The organism is Rhodococcus sp. BH4 (assembly GCF_002079265.1).
Taxonomy (GTDB): Bacteria; Actinomycetota; Actinomycetes; order Mycobacteriales; family Mycobacteriaceae; genus Rhodococcus_F; species Rhodococcus_F qingshengii.
The window spans coordinates 5,070,249-5,090,482 of the sequence record NZ_CP014941.1; the positions used below are offsets into that span (position 1 = coordinate 5,070,249).

Annotated in this window: 21 protein-coding genes; 8 read left to right on the plus strand and 13 right to left on the minus strand. The window is 63.1% G+C overall.

All coding sequences use genetic code 11. The annotated features are described in order from the left end of the window. Window position 1 precedes the first annotated feature (1 nt). The 9 genes from A0W34_RS23325 to A0W34_RS23365 all read right to left on the minus strand — a co-directional run bounded on the left by A0W34_RS23325 (window position 2) and on the right by A0W34_RS23365 (window position 8,624). A complete protein-coding gene (locus A0W34_RS23325; RefSeq protein WP_081558355.1) occupies window positions 2-1,711 on the minus strand; it encodes an urease subunit alpha in 1,710 nt (569 codons plus the stop codon). After that, window positions 1,708-2,178 carry an urease subunit beta gene (ureB, locus tag A0W34_RS33755; RefSeq protein WP_007733849.1) on the minus strand — a complete coding sequence of 157 codons (471 nt, stop codon included), beginning with the start codon at window positions 2,176-2,178 and terminating at the stop codon, window positions 1,708-1,710. Before ureB ends, A0W34_RS23325 begins: the two co-directional genes overlap by 4 nt. Further along, the gene (gene ureA, locus A0W34_RS23335) at window positions 2,175-2,477 is read right to left on the minus strand and encodes an urease subunit gamma (RefSeq protein WP_003939800.1); all 303 of its coding nucleotides are present in this window, start codon (window positions 2,475-2,477) and stop codon (window positions 2,175-2,177) included. Before ureA ends, ureB begins: the two co-directional genes overlap by 4 nt. Before the next feature lie 280 nt (window positions 2,478-2,757). Continuing rightward, window positions 2,758-3,534 carry a phosphate ABC transporter ATP-binding protein PstB gene (gene pstB, locus A0W34_RS23340; RefSeq protein WP_003939968.1) on the minus strand — a complete coding sequence of 259 codons (777 nt, stop codon included), beginning with the start codon at window positions 3,532-3,534 and terminating at the stop codon, window positions 2,758-2,760. Window positions 3,535-3,592: 58 nt separating this feature from the next. Continuing rightward, window positions 3,593-4,501, minus strand: coding sequence for a phosphate ABC transporter permease PstA (pstA, locus tag A0W34_RS23345; RefSeq protein ID WP_081558356.1), 909 nt, complete (start codon window positions 4,499-4,501; stop codon window positions 3,593-3,595). Between the two features lie 3 nt (window positions 4,502-4,504). Beyond that, entirely contained in the window at window positions 4,505-5,596 is a 1,092-nt protein-coding gene (gene pstC / locus A0W34_RS23350) for a phosphate ABC transporter permease subunit PstC (RefSeq protein WP_007733846.1), read from the minus strand. 62 nt (window positions 5,597-5,658) lie between these two features. Then, entirely contained in the window at window positions 5,659-6,777 is a 1,119-nt protein-coding gene (pstS, locus tag A0W34_RS23355) for a phosphate ABC transporter substrate-binding protein PstS (protein ID WP_003940482.1), read from the minus strand. 193 nt (window positions 6,778-6,970) lie between these two features. After that, entirely contained in the window at window positions 6,971-7,870 is a 900-nt protein-coding gene (gene mshD, locus A0W34_RS23360; protein ID WP_073512762.1) for a mycothiol synthase, read from the minus strand. 1 nt (window position 7,871) lies between these two features. Next, on the minus strand, window positions 7,872-8,624 hold the full coding sequence (locus tag A0W34_RS23365; protein WP_003939728.1) for a winged helix-turn-helix transcriptional regulator: 753 nt from the start codon (window positions 8,622-8,624) through the stop codon (window positions 7,872-7,874). A 141-nt stretch (window positions 8,625-8,765) separates the two neighbouring features. Here A0W34_RS23365 and A0W34_RS23370 point away from each other — a divergent pair, with 141 nt between their 5' ends. The 8 genes from A0W34_RS23370 (at window position 8,766) to A0W34_RS23400 (ending at window position 14,015) form a co-directional block, all read left to right on the plus strand. Continuing rightward, window positions 8,766-9,545, plus strand: coding sequence for an LmeA family phospholipid-binding protein (locus A0W34_RS23370; RefSeq protein WP_003939847.1), 780 nt, complete (start codon window positions 8,766-8,768; stop codon window positions 9,543-9,545). Beyond that, the gene (locus tag A0W34_RS23375) at window positions 9,542-10,018 is read left to right on the plus strand and encodes a thioredoxin family protein (RefSeq protein WP_073512761.1); all 477 of its coding nucleotides are present in this window, start codon (window positions 9,542-9,544) and stop codon (window positions 10,016-10,018) included. Before A0W34_RS23370 ends, A0W34_RS23375 begins: the two co-directional genes overlap by 4 nt. Window positions 10,019-10,028: 10 nt before the next feature. After that, on the plus strand, window positions 10,029-10,115 hold the full coding sequence (locus A0W34_RS33840) for a putative leader peptide (protein WP_350318872.1): 87 nt from the start codon (window positions 10,029-10,031) through the stop codon (window positions 10,113-10,115). A 131-nt stretch (window positions 10,116-10,246) separates the two neighbouring features. Next, on the plus strand, window positions 10,247-10,717 hold the full coding sequence (locus A0W34_RS23380) for a DUF4395 domain-containing protein (protein WP_073512792.1): 471 nt from the start codon (window positions 10,247-10,249) through the stop codon (window positions 10,715-10,717). Window positions 10,718-10,791: 74 nt separating this feature from the next. After that, a complete protein-coding gene (locus tag A0W34_RS23385; RefSeq protein ID WP_003939859.1) occupies window positions 10,792-11,625 on the plus strand; it encodes a sulfurtransferase in 834 nt (277 codons plus the stop codon). 2 nt (window positions 11,626-11,627) lie between these two features. Continuing rightward, window positions 11,628-11,933, plus strand: coding sequence for a DUF1416 domain-containing protein (locus A0W34_RS23390; protein ID WP_003939797.1), 306 nt, complete (start codon window positions 11,628-11,630; stop codon window positions 11,931-11,933). A 258-nt stretch (window positions 11,934-12,191) separates the two neighbouring features. Further along, the gene (locus A0W34_RS23395) at window positions 12,192-12,830 is read left to right on the plus strand and encodes an FABP family protein (protein WP_198035718.1); all 639 of its coding nucleotides are present in this window, start codon (window positions 12,192-12,194) and stop codon (window positions 12,828-12,830) included. Between the two features lie 144 nt (window positions 12,831-12,974). Beyond that, on the plus strand, window positions 12,975-14,015 hold the full coding sequence (locus A0W34_RS23400) for a type IV toxin-antitoxin system AbiEi family antitoxin domain-containing protein (protein WP_081558358.1): 1,041 nt from the start codon (window positions 12,975-12,977) through the stop codon (window positions 14,013-14,015). A 233-nt stretch (window positions 14,016-14,248) separates the two neighbouring features. Here A0W34_RS23400 and cydC read toward each other — a convergent pair whose 3' ends face one another. From cydC to A0W34_RS23420, 4 genes are read right to left on the minus strand one after another with little or no spacing between them, the layout of a single operon-like run. Further along, window positions 14,249-15,937, minus strand: a complete 1,689-nt coding sequence (gene cydC / locus A0W34_RS23405; RefSeq protein ID WP_081558359.1) for a thiol reductant ABC exporter subunit CydC — start codon at window positions 15,935-15,937, stop codon at window positions 14,249-14,251. Then, entirely contained in the window at window positions 15,927-17,615 is a 1,689-nt protein-coding gene (gene cydD, locus A0W34_RS23410) for a thiol reductant ABC exporter subunit CydD (protein ID WP_007733831.1), read from the minus strand. Before cydD ends, cydC begins: the two co-directional genes overlap by 11 nt. A gap of 58 nt (window positions 17,616-17,673) precedes the next feature. Next, window positions 17,674-18,717 (minus strand): cytochrome d ubiquinol oxidase subunit II, encoded by a 1,044-nt coding sequence (gene cydB, locus A0W34_RS23415; RefSeq protein ID WP_003939727.1) that lies wholly within the window; start codon window positions 18,715-18,717, stop codon window positions 17,674-17,676. 9 nt (window positions 18,718-18,726) lie between these two features. Continuing rightward, window positions 18,727-20,226, minus strand: a complete 1,500-nt coding sequence (locus tag A0W34_RS23420) for a cytochrome ubiquinol oxidase subunit I (protein WP_007733830.1) — start codon at window positions 20,224-20,226, stop codon at window positions 18,727-18,729. Window positions 20,227-20,234: the final 8 nt, after the last annotated feature.

Here is a 20,234-nt window from a genome sequence, read left to right on the forward strand (position 1 = left end):
TTCAGAACAGCATGTAGCGCTGAGCCATCGGCACCACGTCAACGGGGTTGGGCGCGATCAGGTCGCCGTTGACCTTGATGGCAAACGTCTCCGGATCGACGTCGATGGACGGCAGCGCCGTGTTGTTCGGCATGTCCGCCTTGGTGAGGTGTCTCGTCGGACGAACACCGGTAAGGGTGCGGGTGAGACCGAGACGATCGGCCAGACCGTCCTCGATGGCCATCGGAGAGACGAACGTCGTGGACAGGTGCGGGGCCGATCCCGGAGTCGCCGCGATGGCCGGGCGAACGAACACCGGCTGCGGGGTCGGGATAGCAGCATTCGGATCACCAAGCGGCGCAGCAACTATCGCCCCGCCCTTGATCACGGCAGAAGGACGGACTCCGAAGAACGCGGGATCCCACAGCACCAGGTCCGCCATCTTCCCGGCCTCGACCGAGCCGATCTCGTGATCGATACCGTGCGCCACCGCGGGGCAGATCGTGTACTTGGCGACGTAACGCCGCGCACGCTCGTTGTCGGCCGGCATGCTGGTGCCCAGCTTGCCGTACTGGGCCTTCATGACGTGAGCCACCTGCCATGTCCGCAGGGTCACCTCACCGATACGGCCCATCGCTTGGGCGTCGGACGAGGTGATCGAGATGGCTCCGATGTCGTGCAGAAAGTCTTCTGCTGCAATCGTTGTCGGCCGGATCCGGGACTCGGCAAAGGCAAGATCCTCCGGAACCCGGGGATTGAGCGCATGACACACGATGAGCATGTCGAGGTGCTCGGCAACCGTGTTGACGGTATGCGGCAACGTCGGATTGGTCGATGCTGGAAGAACGTTCGGCTCACCGGCGGTCACGATGATGTCCGGCGCGTGCCCGCCGCCGGCGCCTTCCGCATGGAATACGTGGATTCCGCGTCCGGCGATCGCGTCCAAAGTGTGCTGTACGTAACCGGTTTCGTTGAGACTGTCCGCGTGCAGCGCTACCTGGAGGCCGAACTCGTCGGCTGCTCGAAGAGCGGCGTCGATCGCGGCCGGAGTGGAACCCCAGTCCTCGTGAACCTTGAATCCGCCTGCGCCCGCGAGAGCTTCCTGGCGCATGGCCTCATGGCTGACGGTGCTGCCCTTGCCGAGAAGAAGGACGTTGAGCGGGATGTGGTCGAGGGCGCGGTGCATCATCGTCAGCGACCAGGCGCCGGGTGTGACGGTGGTTGCCTTGCTTCCCTCGGTGGGACCCGTTCCGCCGCCCGCCACCGTCGTCGTACCGGTCGCGAGCGCCTCCATCATCTCGATTTGACTGAGGAAGTGCACGTGAGTGTCGATCGCACCCGCGGTGAGGATCTTTCCCTCACCGGCGATCACGTCGGTGCTCGGCCCGATGAGCAACTTGGGGTGCACGCCATCCATGATGTCGGGGTTACCGGACTTGCCGATCGCAACGATGCGTCCGTCGCGAATTCCAACGTCTGCCCGGACGATTCCCCAGTGATCGAGAATCACCGTGTTGGTGATGACGACGTCGAGAGCACCCTGGTCGCGAGTGGTCAGGCCCTGGCCCATCGACTCTCGGATGCTCTTACCGCCGCCGAAGACCATCTCGTCGCCGGTCGCGGTGTAGTCGTGCTCGATCTCGATCCACAGATCGGTGTCGGCCAAACGGATCTGGTCACCTGCGGTCGGGCCGTACAGGGAGGCGTAGCCGCGTCGATCGATCCTGCTCATTCGGCTGTCCTCTCAACTGTCGTCGCGGCGTCGTCCGGTGAATCCGCCTCGACTGGAACATCACTCACACGCACGTTCACCGAGGACGCTCGCAAAGGTTCTTCGACCTCGACGCCGGGCGTGCCGAACGGCATGACGGTCTTGGGCTCGCGCGCATGTGTCGGTAGGTCTTCGTCCGGCACGATCTGCAGGCCCGGAACCCTTTTGAGTCCGCCGAGCGCGATCAGTGTCACCGTTCTGCTGACCCCGGGTTCGAACCGAACCGACGTTCCCGAGGGGATGTCGAGCCGGAAGCCGTCTGCCGCTTCGCGATCGAAGGTCAACGCCGGGTTGGCCGCGGGAAGGTGGAGATGTGAACCGATCTGAATGGGGCGATCGCCGTCGTTGACGACGACCATCGTGATCTTCTCCGCGTCCGTGCCGAACTCGAGCGGTTCGGTGGACACACGTACTTCGCCGGGAATCATCGAATGGGCTCCGTCACGGTGACCAGTTTGCGACCGTCCGGGAAAGTGGCCTCCACCTGGACGTTTGCAATCATCTCGGGTACCCCTTCCATCACGTCGTCGCGGGTGAGCACTTGCCGACCGGCGTTCATCAGTTCCGCAACCGTCATTCCGTCACGCGCGCGCTCGAGAATCCAGCACGAGATCAGTGCCATCGCTTCGGGGTAGTTCAGCAGTACCCCGCGCTCGCGGCGGTCACGGGCGACCATGCCCGCGACGCTCAGGAGCAGCTTTTCGGTATCTGAAGGGGTGAGGTGCACTGACAAGCCCTTCCGGTTGTGAAACGACATCGATCGACAGCGTGCTGTCGGGCCGAGATTAGCATTGTCCGAAGCGTCGTCAGTATCCACGAGATTCACGTCGTCGGCTACTTCAGCGCCCACTCGGCGCACTTGCGCTGCTCATCGAATTATTCGGGCGCCCAACGACGCTCAGCTCTGCGCACCGGAGTGGGAACTATCACCACAACCAAAAAGTTTCACCCCCGTCTCCTGTTGGAAACGGGGGTGAAACATGATCGTGCAGGGTTGATCCCGGGACCTATCCGAAGCGGCCGGAGATGTAGTCCTCGGTGGCCTTCTGCGTCGGGTTCGAGAAGATCTTCTCGGTGTCGTCGATCTCGACGAGCTGACCGGGCTTGCCGGTTGCCTCGAGGTTGAAGAATGCCGTCTGGTCACTCACACGCGCAGCCTGCTGCATGTTGTGCGTGACGATGACGATCGTGAAATCCTTCTTCAGCTCGGTGATCAGGTCTTCGATCGCGAGAGTCGAGATCGGGTCGAGCGCGGAGCACGGCTCGTCCATGAGCAGGACGTCGGGCGAGACCGCGATGGCACGCGCGATGCACAGACGCTGCTGCTGACCGCCTGAGAGGCCGCCACCGGGCTTGTCGAGGCGATCCTTGACCTCGTTCCACAGGTTGGCACCGCGCAGCGAACGCTCGGCCACCTCGTCGAGCTTCTTCTTGCTGCGCTCGCCCTGCAACTTCAAGCCCGCGACGACGTTGTCCTTGATGGACATGGTCGGGAAGGGGTTGGGTCGCTGGAACACCATGCCGATGGTCTTGCGAACACCGACCGGATCGACGTTCGAGCCGTAGATGTCCTCGCCGTCGAGCAGCACCGAACCCTCGACGCGCGCACCGGGAATCACTTCGTGCATGCGATTGAGTGAACGGAGAACGGTGGACTTGCCGCAACCGGACGGGCCGATGAAGGCGGTGACGCTCCGGGGCGGGACGGACAGGCCCACATCGGCGACGGCGTGGAACTTGCCGTAGTAGATGTTGACGTCCTTGAGATCCAGACGCTTGGCCATTACCGGCTCCCTACTGAGTTGTTGACGCTGTTGAGTACGAACATGTTCCGAGGCCGCATCACTTACTTCTGACCTGTGAGAAGTGACCGATCAGCTTCGCGACGATGTTGAGGATCGCGATCAGCAGGATCAGGGTCAGTGCTGCGCCCCAGATGCGGTTGGTGCCGGCGTCGGTGGGGTTGTTCATCTCGGCGACCATGACGGAAGGCAGTGTGCCCATTTCGCCGTTGAACAGGTCGAAGTTGATGAACGGTGCGTAGCCGACGAGGATCAGCAGCGGTGCGGTCTCACCGAGCACGCGGGCCAGGGCCAGCATGACGCCGGTGATGATGCCGGGAAGTGCCGTCGGCAGAACGATTTTCGAGATGGTCTTCCACTTCGGCACACCGAGCGCGTACGACGCCTCTCGCAGATCCATCGGGACGATGCGCAGCATTTCCTCGGTGGAGCGGATGACGACCGGGACCATCAGAAGGACCAGAGCCAGTGACACCGCAAACGCGGACTTGGGGAAGCCGAAGGTCGCGATCCACAGGGCGTAGATGAACAGCGCAGCCACGATCGACGGAACACCGCTGAGGATGTCGACCATGAACGTGGTCAGCTTGCCCAGCTTCGACTTCCGGTCGGCGTACTCCACCAGGTAGATCGCGACGAAGATACCGAGCGGGATGGAGAAGACCGCGCACACGATGCCTTGCAGCAGGGTGCCGATCAAGGCGTGATAGATACCGCCGCCGTCGGCCGACGCCGTCAATCCGCTCAGCGAGTTGGTGAACCAGGTAGGCGACGTCAGAGCGGGCAGGCCCTTGGCGATGACCGTGAAGAGCACCCAGACCAACGGGATGAGCGCGATGACGACTGCCAGGCTCACCAGGACGGTCGCGATGACGTCCTTGGCACGACGACGGGCTCCGACGCCTTGGAAAGTGGGGGCCTTGACCGGCCGGTCCAGAGTGGAGGTCATGGGTCAGTCCTTCTTTCCGGCGATCACTGCGCGGGCAGCCGCGTTGACGACGAAGGTCAGTACGAACAGCACCAGTCCGGCTGCGATGTACGCGCCTGCCTGGATGTCGTTGTTGAACTCCGCGTAGCCGAGGGCGATCTTGGAGGCGATGGTCGAGCCGCCGTCGAACAGCGACCAGCCGAAGGCCTGAGAGGTGGTGCGCAGGATCAGGTAGAGCGCCATCGTCTCACCGAGTGCGCGTCCGAGACCGAGCATCGAGCCGCTGATGTAGCCGGACTTACCGAACGGGATGACCGTGGTGCGCACAACTTCCCAGCGCGTGGCGCCGAGGGCGAGTGCGGCTTCGATCTGTGATCGCGGGGTCTGGATGAACACCTCGCGGGTCACTGCGGTGATGACCGGAAGGATCATCACGGCGAGGACGATGCCTGCGGTGAAGATGGTGCCGCCGCCGGTGATCGATCCGCTGCCGTCGGCGAAGAGCGGGAACCAGCCGAGAGTGTCGTTGAGCCACACCGCGACCGGGGTGATCGCCGGAGCGAAGACGAGAAGTCCCCACAGGCCGTAGACGATGGACGGCACAGCTGCCAGAAGGTCGATCGTGTACGACAGTGGCCGCGTGAGCCACTTGGGTGAGTACGAAGTCAGGAAGATCGCGATGCCCAGTGCGATCGGCATCGCGAGCACCAGTGCGAACAGCGAGACCAACACCGTGACCTGGAAAAGATCGAGGACACCGAACGCCATCGCGTTGATGTTCTGCGTGACCCATTCACGGCTGGTCAGGAAGTTGACCTGGTTCCGGCTCAAAGCAGGAACAGCACGCCAGATCAGGAACGCGCCGATCGCCGCGATGACAACCGTGATGAAGATTGCCGAACCGGAGGCGAGCGAGCTGAAGATGCGGTCACCCGGACGGGTCACCGTCTTGCTGTTGCCGCTACCCGGACCGTCACCCTTCGGAGGATGCTCGGTTTCTGGAGCCTTGGTGGAAGTAATCGTGTCCTCCGTGGTGCCGTTCGGACCGCCCACCCCGGCCCCGCTGGTTGCGGGGCCGGGAGAACGAGATGTCGAGGTGATGGGCGCGTCACTCATGCGCGCTCACTTCCTTCACGTCTGAATGTAGATCCATGAGCTTGTCCGCACGAGTCTCTAGGTCAGCTGATTGCCGTGATGGACGCGTTGAGGCGATCCTGGACGTTGGACGGCAGCGGGACGTAACCCTGCTCGGCCAGGTTGGCCTGACCCTCGTTGGCCGCGCTCGTCAGGAACGACTTCACTGCTGCGGAGGTGTCCGCGTCGTAGCCCTTGGAGCAGACGATCGAGTACGTGGCGAGAACCAGCGGGTAGGCGCCGGCTTCGTTGGTCTTGAAGATCGACGCGAGGTCGAGCGTCAGGTCGCCGGTTGCGTCGGACTTGAACTTCGCGCCTGCGATCGACTTCGCGGCCGTGTCGTTGGTCAGTGCGACTGCCTCGGAGCCGGTGTTGATTTCGGCAACCGAGAGCTTGTTCTGATCGGCGAACGACTTCTCGACGTAGGTGATCGAACCCGGTGCCGTGGCAACTGCCTGTGCAACGCCCGCCGAACCCTTGGCGCCCTCACCGACGCCACCGGTGAAGTCGGACCCTGCGCCCGACGTCCAAGCACCGTTCGATGCCGCGTCGAGGTACTTCTGGAAGTTGTCGGTGGTACCCGAGGAATCGGAGCGGATCACGGTGGTGATCTTCTCGTCGGGAAGCGATGCACCGGAGTTGAGCGCGGCGATTGCCGGATCGTTCCACTTGGTGATGCCGCCGTTGAAGATCTTCGCGAGAACCTCTGCGTTGAGAACGAGCTTGTCGACGCCGTCGAGGTTGTATGCAACTGCGATCGGGCCGAAGACGAGGGGAAGGTTCCAGGCTTCGCCGCCGACGCAACGCTCCTTGGCCTTGTCGGCCTGCTCGTCCTTGATGGCCGAGTCGGAGCCGGCGAAGTCGATCTGGCCGGCGATGAACTGTGTACGACCGTCGCCCGAACCGCTGGGGTTGTATGCGACGTTGACCGTCTTGCCCTTTTCCTGGCACACGGAGATGTAAGTGGCGACGAACTGGTCCATGGCGTTCTTCTGTGCCGAGGAACCAGCGGCAGAGAGGTTGCTCTTGCCTTCGCACGTTGCGTTCGATGCGGACGCGTCCACACCCGTCGACGACGAGTTGTTGTCGCTGCCACATGCGGCCAAGGTCATGGCGCCCACGGCCACTACACCGAGCAGGGCACCACTGCGCTTGAGATTCACCAAGATCCTCCGGAAATCGCTACCGCCACGCCCACGATCGGGCGGCGACATGAGACGCAGAATGATTGAAATCTGCATCAGGCAACACGGCGCTGCCCACAGAGAAAAGTAGGCGGGCGCGGTGTCCGGCTGGACCACACATGGTTAACGGAGAATGAACAGACTGGACATTTCTGCGTGTCCGACTGTGACGTCAGAGCGCGCGGGCGTAAGCCATGTCCACGTGGAACCGATCGAAGCCGAGTCGTTCGTACGTGTGGAGGGCGGCCGTGTTGTCGCCTTCGACGTACAGAAGGACGGTTCCGAGGCCGCGATCACGCAGGTAATGCATGCCCGCGAGAGTCAGCACTCGGCCGAGACCTCGTCCCTGCGCCGCGGGATCGATCCCCACGACGTACACCTCCCCCAGCTCCGGATCGTCACCTTCGGGTGCGTGCACCTTGGTCCAGTGAAAGCCGAGAAGAGTATCGGGATCGGTGTCCGCGAACGCCATGAACAGACCAGCAGGGTCGAACCAACCTTCGGCCGTTCTCTCGTCGATCTCCGCCTGGGTCCAGCCACCCTGCTCGGGATGCCAGGAGAAGGCCGCATTGTTGACGCGAAGGATCTCGGAATCGTCTTCGGGTCCACCATACGTCCGAATCGTCACACCTTCGGGCACAACGATTTCCGGAAGCTGCGGAGCATCGAGTGGTCGACGCAGCTGCAGGAGTTCACGAACGCTGACCAGATCGCGGCTCTTGGCGAATTCGACTGCGGCGTCGACGTTTCCGTGCGCCCAGACACGCGTGCCCGGCCGGCCCTCGTCGAATACCGCTGCGGCAAGCCTGGTTCCGATGCCGCGGCGCCGCGCCTGCGGGTCGACCACCAACTCCGCCATGTCGGGATGCTCGTCCGAACCGGCTTGCAGCTGCGCATAACCGACGACTGCATCGCCGTCGAGTTCGAGGAAGTGTCGCGCGCCGCCGCGCCCGGCAACGGCATGGCGCCCCTGTTCCGACACGGGCGCCTTGCCGTCGAACTCGGTTGCGCGATCGAGAAGCGCGGAAACCTGCTCGGCGAATCCAGCCGGCAGTGAATCTGTCCAACCCACGTCAGACCACCGATCCGTCGGCCGCGTCGTAGTCGACGTCCTCGTCGTCCTCGAACTGAACGGGAGCAGCTGCGCCACCCTTGGCCCTGGTCGGACGCACTGCCTTATATCCGACATTTCGGACTGTACCGATCAAGGACTCGTATTCGGTGCCGAGTTTCGCCCGCAGACGACGCACGTGGACGTCGACCGTCCTGGTGCCGCCGAAGAAGTCGTAGCCCCACACTTCCTGCAGCAGCTGCGCCCGGGTGAATACCCGTCCGGCGTGCTGCGCGAGGTACTTGAGCAGCTCGAATTCCTTGTAAGTCAAATCAAGGGGCCGTCCACGCAGTCGTGCCGTGTACGTCCCCTCGTCGATAACCAGTTCGCCCAGCGTGATCTTTCCCGACGCTTCCGGACTGGCCACACCGCCGCTGCGGGCGACCAACAACCGCAATCGGGCGTCCACCTCAGCCGGACCGGTACCGGGAAGCAGGATGTCGTCCAACCCCCAGTCGGCGTTGACGGCAACGAGTCCGCCTTCGGTGAGGACGGCGACCACAGGTACTGCGGATCCTGTGCTTCCGAGCAATCGACACAACCCGCGTGCGGCAGCCAGATCGGTGCGCGCATCCACCAATGCCACGTCCGCGGAACTTGCCTCGAGTAGCGAGGAAACCTCTGTGGGGGCAGGCCGAACCGAGTGCGCCAGCAACGCCAACGCCGGTAGTACAGCTTCCGGGTTGGGGTCGGAGGTGAGGAGGAGCAGTTCCACACGGCCTCCTATCTAGTAGCCCGCGCAACCCGTGAGGGCAACGCTCGAGTAGTTCGACGCTTTTGGTCGGTCCCTACATTAGCGTGCCTGGTACCGGGGCCGTCGCATCGAACCCCGACCGGAGTCCGTCACAATGGTGCGGTGCGCAAACTGATCATCGGCATCGTCTTTCTCCTCGGCCTCGGACTGGTGGCCGATTTCGGCGCGGCCGCGTACGCCGAGTACCGGGTTTCCCGCGAGCTCCGAACCGGCGCATCACTCGAGTCGGATCCGGAGGTCACCTTCAACGGGTTCCCCTTCCTCACCCAGGCACTCGGCGGGAAATACAAGGACGTCTACGTCAGAGCTACCGGCGTCCAGAGCGACGTGGTGGGCGAAGTGACCGTCGAGGCCGATCTGCGCGGGGTCACCGTTCCCTTCTCCGACATCGTGAACGGCAATGTCACCCAACTCCCCGTCGACAAACTCGACGGCCGGATGGGAATCAACGCCACCGACCTCGGAAAGCTGCTCAATATCCCTGACCTGCAGGTATCTTCGCCGCCGGCCAACAAGTCGGATGGCACCGGGGGCAGCGGCGGAACCGGAGCGAGCACCGCGGGCGCCGTCGTGCTGACGGGAACGGTTGCCGTCGGTCCGGTCGAGACTGCAGTGAGCGTGCAGGCCAACCTCGTTCTGGAAGGTGGGCAGGTCAAGATCGTCGCCAGCAATCTGTACTTCGGTCCGGAGGGCAAAGCCGATTTCTCGATCCCCGCAGCACTCGAACCCGTCGTCCTCGGCTTGTTCAGCTACACGATCGATCCGCAGGCACTTCCCTACGGAATTCAGCCGAGCCTGGTCTACGCGGAAGGCGGAAGAATCGTGATCGAGGGCAGCGCCGAAAACACGACGATCGATCTCGCAGAGCTGCAGAACCGATGACCGGGATCACAATTCTGCTGGTCGCGCTGGTGGCCGTCGTCGCGGTCGGGCTCTTTCTCAAGTCGCGCAACGGAAAGGTCCGAGTCACCACGCCGGCCGCGACCGGCGCGGCGGACAGTCGCCTCGAACTGCTCCGCGCCGCTGGAGTCTCTTCGCCGAACGGCGGACCCGTCGTACTGCATTTCTCTGCCGACTGGTGCGGACCGTGCGCCGCAGTACGCCGCGTCGTCGGTCAGGTCGTGATCTCGATGGCCGACGCTCCCCGTCCGCCGGTGGAGATCGAGCTCGACATCGACCAGGAACCGGCTCTGGCACGCGAGATGAGTGTCCTCTCGCTGCCCACCACCTTCATCCTCGACGGTGGCCTGGAGGAACAGTTCCGGGTGTCCGGAGTGCCATCCGCAGCCGATCTGAAAGCTGCACTCGTACCACTATCCGGACCCCACGAGCCAAAATCCGAGAATTCGGGGTAAACTCGCCGACGTGCAAACCCGCCACGAGCTGATGCTCACCCGACGCCGCGCAGTAGACCTGTGCCGCCTCGGGGGCTGTTGCTGTACCTGTTGCTGATCACCACATCCGTCAGATCTCTCTGACCTTCGAGCTTTCGCTCACGTGATCAATCCACCGAGTGGGACTTTGACGTCCCGTTTTCTCGGTCCAGGCACAGCATCATGCAATCCAGCGCAGGAGCACTCCCGATGTCCACAACCACACCCCAGCTCGAGCAGGTCGACGTCCGCGGACCTCGATTCGCCGCGTGGGTCACCACCGGCGTTCTCGTACTCACGCTCATCCTCTCGACCTTCTCACTGCCCGCCGCCACCGTCGTTCTCGCACTGCAGGCCATAGTCTTCGCGGTCGGAGCGGTACTCGGCCCCAAGCGCAGCCCGTACGGCCAGATCTTCGGCAAGCTCGTCGCCCCGCGACTCTCGCCGGTCAGCGAACGCGAACCCGTGGCACCGCTGCGCTTCGCGCAGTTCGTCGGCCTCGTCTTCGCATTGGCAGGCACGGTCGGTTTCCTGGCCGGGTCGACGATCGTCGGCACCGTTGCCACCGGCTTCGCCTTGTTCGCGGCCCTGCTCAACGCCGCGTTCGGCATCTGCCTCGGCTGCCAGATCTATCCACTCGTCGCAAGGCTGCGGAATACCGGCCGCGCTACCACCGCGTGAAAACGCTTGCCCCACAACCCTGCTGAACCCCTGCTAGATAACGACCGATGCAAGACCACATCGAAAGGAACACCATGGCTCGCTCCGACGTCCTAGTCTCCGCTGACTGGGCTGAGCAGAACCTCAACACCCCCAAGACCGTTTTTGTCGAGGTGGACGAGGACACCAGCGCATACGACGGCGGCCACATCGAGGGTGCAGTCAAGCTCGACTGGCGCAAGGACCTCCAGGACGGCGTCCGACGCGACTTCCTGAACCAGGAGCAGTTCTCGGATCTGCTCTCCGCCAAAGGCATTGCGAACGACGACACCGTCGTTCTCTACGGTGGCAACAACAACTGGTTCGCCGCTTACGCGTACTGGTACTTCAAGCTGTACGGCCACCAGGACATCAAGCTGATCGACGGCGGCCGCAAGAAGTGGGAACTCGACGGACGCCCGCTCTCCAAGGACGCAGTCAACCGCGAAGCCACGCAGTACAAGGCCGAGACCCCCGACTTCTCGATCCGCGCTTTCCGCGACGAGGTCATCGACGCCATCGGCAGCAAGAACCTCGTCGACGTTCGTAGCCCTGACGAGTTCTCAGGCAAGATCCTCGCTCCCGCCCACCTTCCGCAGGAGCAGGCGCAGCAGCGTGGCCACGTCCCCGGAGCCATCAACATCCCGTGGAGCACCACCGCCAACGAGGACGGCACCTTCAAGTCGGACGACGACCTCGCCAAGCTGTACGCGGAAAAGGGCTTCGACGACACCAAGGAAACGATCGCCTACTGCCGCATCGGCGAGCGTTCGAGCCACACCTGGTTCGTCCTGCAGGAGATCCTCGGCAAGAACAACGTCAAGAACTACGACGGCAGCTGGGTCGAATACGGCTCACTCGTCGGCGCACCGATCGAATTGGGAGCCTGATCATGTGTGGAGCACCTACTCAGGGCCAGACCCTGCCTGCCGGCGTCGACGTCGAGAAGGAAACGGTCATCACCGGCCGCGTTCTCGCAGCTGACGGCCAGCCCATCGGCGGCGCATTCGTGCGTCTGCTCGACGGCTCCGGAGAGTTCACGGCCGAGGTCGTGGCATCGGGAACCGGCGATTTCCGCTTCTTCGCCGCTCCGGGCGAGTGGACCGTGCGTGCACTGTCCAGCTCGGGCAACGGCACCTCCACCGTCGCTCCCGAGGGCTCGGGCGTGCACAACGTGGACGTGACCGTCAGCAAGTAATTCATGCTTTGTCAGGCGGCCCCGCACCCCTCCGGTGCGGGGCCTTCTGCATTCCGGCTCCCGATTTTTCTGGTCGGTCGCCGCGGTCTAAGATGTACCCGTGGTCATTTTCTTCGAGGTACTCCTCGCACTCGCATCCGTCATGATCGCTTGGTTCTCCGTGTACGTCGTGTACCGCTTGGTCACCGACGAGTCGTGAGTCAGGCTCCGGATTCAGGGTCCGACGCGACCGCTGACGATTCCGCCGCTGCAGGTGCCGTGAGGCGCGGCAGCGGGGACGAAGCTGTCGCCATCGCCGTCGAACGCTCCAAGTCGACGGCGTCGCTCAACATTCCGACCCTGCCGGACCTTCCGTTGCCGGAGGACACCGCAAACCTGCGCCTCGGCCCGGATATCAATCCCGAACTCCTCGCGCTTCTCCCCCTCGTCGGTGTCTGGCGCGGCGAAGGTGAAGGACACGACGAGAACGGCGACTACGCCTTCGGTCAGCAGATCGTCATCTCGCACGACGGCGGCCCGTACCTCAATTGGGATTCCCGGTCCTGGCGCCTCGACGCCGAGGGCAAGTACGTGAGCCCCGATCTGCGCGAGAGCGGTTACTGGCGCATGGGCGGCGACGGCATCCCGGGCAGCGTCAACCAGGAAGTGGTCGAACTCCTGCTCAGCCACAGCTCCGGTGTTGTCGAAATGTACTACGGGCGCGCACTCACCCAGGCGTCGTGGGAACTTGCCACCGACGTGGTGATCCGCAGCCAGTCGGGTGCACTGTACGGCGGCGCGAAGCGTCTGTACGGCATCGTCGAAGGCGGCGACCTCGCGTACGTCGAGGAGCGGATCATGTCTGACGGTGGCCTGGAACCGCGTCTCTCGGCCCGCCTGACGCGCTACATCGGCTAGCTCTGCTGTGCGCCTTTATTAACCCCCGGCGGTTAATAAAGGCGCACAGCAGATTTATCCACAGGCACCGACAAATTCCACAGGCGGGCTTCGGAGCGGCATCTTCGACCGATTCTTGTCGGTCCGCGATCTGACGGTATTCGCATGAGCTGCGACTACATCGATCCTGATCTCCGAAGACTCTTCGACTTCCAACACGGACTCGCGACCAATAAACAACTACGCCCTTTCGGCTATTCACCGCGGCGCATCCAACATCTGGTCGAATCGGGTCAATGGACTTCCGTCCTCCACGGCGTTCAATCCAGCACCAACGGCCCGCTCAACCGAGCAATGATTCTCGAGGCCGCCCTTCTGTTCGGCGGCGGAGAGACCTACCTGAGTCACCGGACGGCAGCTGAAGAGTGGGGACTCACGCACATCGAGTCCGAACTGCCGGTCCACATCACGGTCCGATACGGCAGATCCTCGCGCTGTCAGAGTCCGACGGTCAGACCCGAACGCTCCCCGGCGCGCCCCGTTCCGTTGGGGTGGTCCACTGCCCATCCCGGAGTGATCGTTCATCGTTCACGCGCTCAGGCCCACATCGGCGTTGCCACTCAGCCTGCTCGTACTTCGCTGGCCGACACCGCAATTGACCTGGCGGTTGCAGAGCCGTCGGCTCGCGACGCCGCTCGTTCTCTGGTTCGCTCGGCCACGGCGTGCAAAGTGTCACGGATGGAATTGCGCACCCGAATGGAATGCCGACGGCCGAGGCGATATGTCAAAGCGCTGTCCTCGACATTGGACCTGTTGGATCGCGGTGTCCAGTCGGTACTCGAGCATCGCTACGCAATCGAGGTCGAGCGAGCACACGGTTTGCCGGAAGCACGACGGCAATCGCCGGTCCTCGTCGATGGGAGAACTTTCTACGAGGACGTCGACTACCGCAATTGCGGTGTCGCACTGATCGTTCGACTCGACGGATTTGCCTTCCACTCTTCTCGGGCGACTGCGCTGCGGGATCGGCGGCGAGGAAACACATCCGAACTGTCAGGCAACGCCACACTGGTCTTCGGTTGGGAGGAGGTGGAGGGGGCCTCGTGCCGAACTGCAGCCGAGGTCAGAGCCATCCTCGAGCGCGGTGGATGGTGGGGGCCTAATCCTTGTCCACGCTGTGCGCCTTTATTAACCGCCGGGGGTTGATAAAGGCGCACGGCACGAAGCGACCCCCGAGCCACACCCACGCTTTCGCGCGGATCCCGGTCGGACTGATCGGGGGCTCGGGGGTCGGGTGGCTGCCTGGGATTCGCCGGCCGCTCACGCGGTAAGTGAATTCCATCAGCGATTGCGGCTAGCTGGCAGCCACCTCACGCGTCCGTCTGTACTTCAATTTCAGACCACCTCCTTCCTTGTGTACAGGAGAAAGTACGCCCACTTCACGATGACGGCAACGTATTTTCCACAGAAACTCTTCCGACGCATATCACCTGGTCAGCTGCTGTGCCGTCCGGAAGTTGGTGGGTGACGACAACAACGGTTCGCGAAGAATCGACCAGCGTTGCGTCGCGACTGAGCAACTCGCGCAGCAACTGAGCGCCGGCCTCCGCGTCCATGTGCTCGGTCGGCTCGTCGAGCAGCAGTACCTCCGCGGGCGAGACGATCGCGCGTGCCAACAGCAACCGACGACGCTCACCGCCCGAAACCGCTCGCATACCGCCGACCAGGTAGGTGTCGAGCCCGTCCGGCAGTTCCGCCAGCCACTCGCCGAGACCAACTGCGGCAAGTGCCTTCTCCGCGTCCTCGGCGGTGAGGTCACCCCGCGCGACGCGCAGGTTCTCGAGTACCGACGTCTCGAAGAGGTGTGCGTCTTCGGCGAAGTACCCGACGTGCCGACGCAGCTCGGCCGGATCGATATCCGAAACGTCCACCGAGTCAACACGAACTGTTCCCGCGACGGGCGGCAGCAGTCCCGCCATCGTCATCAGCGCAGTGGTCTTTCCCGATCCACTCTCGCCGACGACGGCAACACGAGCACCGCGAGGAAGATCCACCGACAGCGGTTCGGTCACCTTTCCCCCGGGCCAACCCGCCCGCAACGCGTGCACACTCAGGACCCCGTCCTCCGGCCACGCACGATTTCCTTCAACGTGTTCGGCGTCGGCTCGATCGAGTACCGCCATGATGCGTGCCGACGCCAGCCGCGCCTTGGTCAATGCCACCGCCGCGCTGGGCAGTATCGCGGTTCCCTCGAAAGCCGACAGCGGAAGCAGTACAAGGATTCCCATGGACATCGGTGACATGTCGGTGGTTCCGTACAGCGAGATTCCGATCAGCAGGGCACCGAGGACGCTCACTCCGATTGCCAGGGGCGTGGCAGCGGCGGCAAAGGCACTCGGGACCGCCGCGCGATCGGTTGCGTCGACCACATCGTTCTCGGCAGAGACCGCCTCGCTCACCGCCTGATCCAAGCGACCCGATACCCGGAGCTCGGCGGAATGGTCGAGGGCGGTCACCGCGGACTCACTGAATCGCGCTGCGGCAGCAGAACTGTCGGCCTCGGCGAGACGAGCAGCACGAGCCGACAGCCAGGGTGCCGCGATCCCGGACACCGCCAGCGCAACAGCCAGGATGAGCGCGGCCGGAACCGAGATGAACAACAGGATTCCCACCGCAGCAAACGCGAGGACAATCGAAACCGCAATCGGGATCAGTGCTTTGACGACGACGTCGCCCAGTGCATCCACGTCGGCGCCCGTACGTGAGAGCAGGTCACCGCGTCGTAGTCCGGCTGCTGCCGCGGGATCTCCTGCGGCCAACTGCTGGTAGATCCTCGATCGCGCCGCGGTGGTTCCGCGCAACGCGACGTCGTGCGTCGTCAATCGTTCGAGATAGCGGAAGACACCACGTGAGATTCCCAATGCGCGTACGGCAACTACCGCAACACTGAGATCGAGAACGGGAGGCATCTCCCAAGCCCGCGTGATCAACCATGCGGACAGCGCCGCCAAGGCGAGTGCGCTACCGAGTGTTGCCACACCCGCCGCTACCGCCGTCAGTACGCGTCGTGGCCGAAGTTCCAGTAGCCGCAGAGCACGCAGAAGCGGATCGTGAGCGTCACTTCTCATGAGCGCGCACCTCGACGATCCGGTCAGCTGCGGCAAGCACACTCGGACGGTGGCCGATCACGACAACGGTGTCGCCACGCTCCGCCCGTGCTCTCAGAGAAGCCAACACTGTCCCTTCCGAATCCGAGTCGAGGTGAGCGGTGGGTTCGTCCAGGACAAGAACTGCGCGGTCCGAGGCAAGCACGCGTGTCAGTGCCAGCCGTTGCCGCTGCCCCAAAGACAGACCTGTACCGCCGACGCCGATCACGGTCTCGACGCCCGCAGGCAGCTCGGCCAGTACCGCGTCGAATCCCGTCGCAGCAGCGGCGTGGGTCAGTGCTTGCGCATCGACGACCCCGGTGAGATCGAGATTTTCACGAACGGTGCCGGGTAGGAGGACCGGATGCTGGGGAAGCCAGGCCAACTGACTCCACCACGCGTGCTCGTCCAGGTCTCGGACATCGACGCCGGCGACCGTCACACGCCCACTGCTCGGTTCGATCAACCCGAGCAGCGCGTGCACTGCCGTCGACTTGCCGCAGCCGTTGGGACCGGTGAGCACGGTGATCGCCCCTGGCGATGCCATGGCGGAAAGTCGAGACGGTGCGACTCCCCCACGAGAGGCCACACCGAGTCCGTCGAAGACGATGTCGGCGCCTCGAGCGACCACCGTCGTGCTACCACCCTCCGGCGCGGCAGAATCCGCCTCGATAACCTCGAATGCCTTGTCGGCTGCCGCCATTCCGTCCTCGGCGGCGTGGAACTGGGTTCCCACCATCCGAAGTGGCAGGTACACCTCGGGGGCGAGGATCAACGCGACTATCCCCGGCTCGAGTGACATGTCGCCGTACACCAGTCGCAAGCCGATACTCACGGCCACCAACGCGACGCAGAGCGTTGCGAGCAGTTCCAGCACCATCGAGGACAGGAACGCGACGCGGAGAGCTGACATCGTCGTTCGCCGATGAGCGTCACCGAGTTCACGGACGCGCTCGGCAGGACCTTGCTGACGACCGAGCGCCCGCAGCGTCGGCAAACCGGCAAGAAGATCGAGCAGTTGCGAAGACAACGTGGTCATCGCTGCCAGCGTCTTCTCCGACTTACCCTTTGTCAGCAAGCCGATCAGAATCATGAAGATGGGGATCAGCGGCAGCGTCACGAAGATGATGACCGCAGACGTCATGTCCTGCACCGCAATGACTATCAGGGTGATGGGTGTCAGCGTCACCGACAAGACCAGGGCCGGAAGGTATCCCGTCAGGTACGGACCAAGGCCGTCGACACCTCGGGTGACCACGGTCGCGATCTCGTCACGCCGCGGATCCAGATCGCGAGGACTCATCGCCGTCGCCGACGTCAGCACGCCGTTCTTGATCTCGGCAACGACGCGAGTCGACGCCCGGTGCGCATACCTGGTCTGCAACCAGGTCCCCAGAACTCGGACCGCCACAGCTGCGGCGAGAACAACCAATTCGGTTGTCCACGAGGAAACATCCACAGTTCGAGTGGTGATCACTCCGGCCAGCACCCGGCCGATCATGAGCGCCGCGACGATGACCATCACGACGTTCACCATCGACAGAGCGACCGTGAGGATCAGATAGCCGCGCGCAGAAGCGGAATGTCGCCACAGCCGCGGGTCGATCGGCCCCCGGCGACGCTCCCGAGTGGTGGGAGCGTCGCCTACTTCGATAGTCACGTGAATTCGACCGTCAGTTCTTTCGTGATTCGAATGTTTCGTGATTCAAGGTTGGTGACTACCACGTCTTCTCCTTGAATCGCAGACCGATCGACGCCGGAATCTGCTTGGAGGAGATGCGCTGTCGGAACACCCAGTACGTCCAACCCTGGTAGATGATCACCACCGGCGTCATGAATGCCGCGGCCCACGTCATCACCTTGAGCGTGTACGGACTCGACGACGCGTTCTCGATGGTCAGGCTGTACGCCGGATCCAGCGTCGACGGCATGACGTTCGGGAACAGCGAGGCGAACAGCAGCACGACGGTGGCGATGACGGCCACACAGGTGAGAACGAAGGCCCAGCCTTCGCGCTCGGCCCGCGTCAGGAAGACGACGCCGATCAGTGCCGCAGCAGCGGCAGCTACCAGAATCCACGTCCATCCCTTGCCGTAGGCGAGTTGCGTCCACAGAACGAATCCGCCGGCAACAGGAATAGCTGGAATTGCCAGTCGTGCAGCAATTTTCACGGCATCTTCACGAACCTCGTCGGCACTCTTGAGTGCCAGGAACACTGCACCGTGGAGAGCGAACACCAGCGCGGTGGTCAGACCGCCGAGCAGCGCGTACGGATTGAGCAGATCGAAGAATCCCGACTCGACCTGCTTGTCTGCGTTGATCGCCACGCCCCGAACGATGTTCGCGAAAGCCACGCCCCAGAGAACTGCCGGGACCCAGGAGCCGAAGATGATGCCCCAGTCGCAACGCTGACGCCATTTGTCGTCGTCGATCTTGCTTCGCCATTCGATGGCACAGATACGAACGATCAAGGCCACCAGGATGATCAGCAGCGGTAGATAGAACCCGGAGAACAACGTCGCGTACCACTCCGGGAATGCCGCGAACATCGCGCCACCGGCGGTGATCAGCCACACTTCGTTGCCGTCCCACACCGGGCCGATCGTGTTGAGCGCTACCCGTCGACGCGTATCGGCCGGGAGGTCACTGCCTCTGCCGACGATCGGCATGAGCATTCCGACACCGAAGTCGAACCCTTCGAGGACGAAGTAACCGATGAACAGTACTGCGACGAGCACGAACCATACTTCTTGAAGTCCCATGATCGCCTCCTAGTACGCGAACGACAGTTGTTTGGGCTTGTCCGGATCTTCCGGCTCGTCATGATCTGTATCGCCCGGCGGATGCATGTCGTGCTCCAACGGGCCTTCCTTCGCGTACCGCACGATCAGCTTGAACCAGACGACTCCCAGCGCTCCGTACAGCAGGGTGAAGGTGATCAGCGAAGCCCAGACGGTAGCCGACGCGTGGTCCGAAACACCTTGGTCGACAGTAAGTCTGATCATGTCGACGCCGGTCGGGTTGGGATGCACCACCCAGGGCTGACGGCCCATCTCGGTGAAGATCCAACCGGCGCTGTTCGCCATGAACGGAGTGGGGATCGCGACCAGGCTGAGTATTCCGAACCACTTCTGGTCCGGGACCCGCCCCTTACGAGTGACCCACAGTCCCGCGAGAGCCAGTGCTGCCGAACCGGCGGCGAGGCCGATCATGGCGCGGAAAGACCAGTACGTGACAAAGAGATTCGGTCGGTAGTTACCCGGTCCGAAGTCCTGCTCCGCCTGCTCCTGCAGTTGGTTCACGCCTTGCAGTTCGACGCCGGTGAACTTGCCCTCGGCCAACCATGGAAGAACGAACGGCACCTTCAGAACGTGCGTCACGCTGTCACAGTTGTTGTGAGTGCCGATAGTGAGGATCGAGAAGTCCGGATCCATCTCGGTGTCGCACAGCGATTCCGCCGACGCCATCTTCATGGGTTGCTGCTGGAACATGAGCTTGCCTTGGACGTCACCGGTATAGATGATGCCGATTCCGGCCACGATCATGACGAGCAACGCGAATCGTGTTGCCGGGCGGTACATCGTCCGTGCGTCGGCTTCGAGGCGCTCGGCTTCGGCGGCCTCAGCCTGCTTGGCGCGGCGCATGTTCCGCACCATCCACCAACCACTGATGCCGGCGACGAACGTCGCCGCTGTCAGGAAGGCGCCGGCAACCGCGTGCGGGAAGGCAGCGAGAGCGGTGTTGTTGGTCAGCAGCTCCCAGATACTGGTGAGCTCGGCACGACCCGTTTCAGGGTTGTACGTCGCACCGACCGGATGCTGCATGAACGAGTTGGCCGCGATGATGAAGAACGCCGACGCGTTGACGCCGATCGCCACGAGCCAAATGCACGCCAGGTGTACAAGTTTGGGCAGCCTGCCCCAACCGAAGATCCAGAGTCCGATGAAGACGGACTCCATGAAGAAGGCGACAAGGCCTTCCAACGCGAGCGGAGCTCCGAAGACGTCACCGACGAATCGCGAGTACTCGCTCCAGTTCATGCCGAACTGGAACTCCTGCACGATGCCGGTGGCTACACCGAGTGCGAAGTTGATGAGGAAAAGCTTGCCGAAGAACTTGGTGAGCCGATACCAGTGGTCCTTTTTGGTGACCACCCACATCGTCTGCATGATCGCGATCATCGGCGCAAGTCCGATGGTCAGCGGAACAAGGATGAAGTGGTAGACGGTAGTGATACCGAACTGCCACCTGGAGACGTCCAAAGTATCCATTGGCTACT